Source organism: Nocardioides sp. P5_C9_2, from assembly GCF_054049555.1.
On sequence record NZ_JBFUMD010000723.1, the window covers coordinates 1 to 1,231 of the forward strand.

General features: G+C 68.2%; 1 protein-coding gene. It reads right to left on the reverse strand.

Annotated elements, in window-relative coordinates; genetic code table 11:
- Positions 1 to 146: 146 nt before the first annotated feature.
- Positions 147 to 1,231: TSCPD domain-containing protein (locus ACXJKL_RS21305; protein WP_457208986.1), on the reverse strand; the 1,085-nt coding region annotated here is incomplete at its 5' end.

Genomic DNA, 1,231 nt, shown 5'->3' on the forward strand with positions numbered 1-1,231 from the left:
GCTTGGGAGTTGACGGATCGGTCATGTTCGGGCATCGCTTTCCCGACCCCAGGCGCGGCTGCTAGTCCTTTGTGTAACACCGAGCACCGACAATAGGACGGCCCCGACACCTGCTGGTGCCGGGGCCGTTCGTGAAGCAATGCTGGCTAGCTGCAGCCGCTGGTGCTCCCGCAGCCCTCGCAGACGTAGCACGAGCCAGCCGGCCGCATCTTCGTACCGCAGGTCATGCACAGCGGTGAGTCGACGGCGGTGCCGGTGAGCTTCTCGAAGAGCTCGGCCGTGGTCTTGGCCTCCGCGGGGGCCGGCTTGGCCGCAGCCTCGACGACCGCCTCCGCGTCCACGACCTCGGCGACGACCGGGTGGTCCTCGACGAGCTCGGCGGCGGAGCCGGTCTCCTCGACGATCGGCTCGTAGGAGCCGGTCTCGAGGTGGCGCTGGCGCTCGTCGGCGGAGTAGATGCCGAGGGCGGAGCGCTCCTCGAAGGACAGGTAGTCCAGGGCCAGGCGGCGCCAGACGTAGTCCATGAGGGACTGCGCCATCCGGACGTCCGGGTCGTCGGTGAGGCCGGCGGGCTCGAAGCGCAGGTTGGTGAACTTCGAGACGTAGGTCTCCAGCGGGACGCCGTACTGCAGGCCGATCGAGACGGCGATCGAGAACGCGTCCATGACGCCGGCGAGGGTCGAGCCCTGCTTGCCGAGCTTGAGGAAGACCTCGCCCAGCTGGCCGTCGTCGTGGGCGCCCGAGGTCATGTATCCCTCGGCGCCACCGACCGTGAAGGACGTCGTACGCGAGACGCGCGACTTGGGCAGGCGCTTGCGGGTCGGGGCGTAGACGACCTTCTCCACGACCTTGGTCGCGGCGGCGTCCGCAGCGTCCTTGGCGTCGGCCGCGTCCTTCTTGGCCTTGCCGCCACCGTCGGAGAGCGGCTGGCCGACCTTGCAGTTGTCTCTATAAATGGCCGTCGCCTTGAGGCCGAGCTTCCAGGACTGCATGTAGACGTCCTCGATCTCYTCCACCGTGGCGTTCTCGGGGAGGTTGACCGTCTTGGAGATCGCACCGGACAGGAACGGCTGGGCCGCCGCCATCATCCGCACGTGGCCCATCGGCTTGAGCGAGCGGGCACCCATCGCGGTGTCGAAGATCTCGTAGTGCTCGGTCTTGAGGCCCGGGGCGTCGATGACGTGGCCGTGCTCGCCGATGTAGGCGACGATCGCCTCGACCTGCTCGGGCT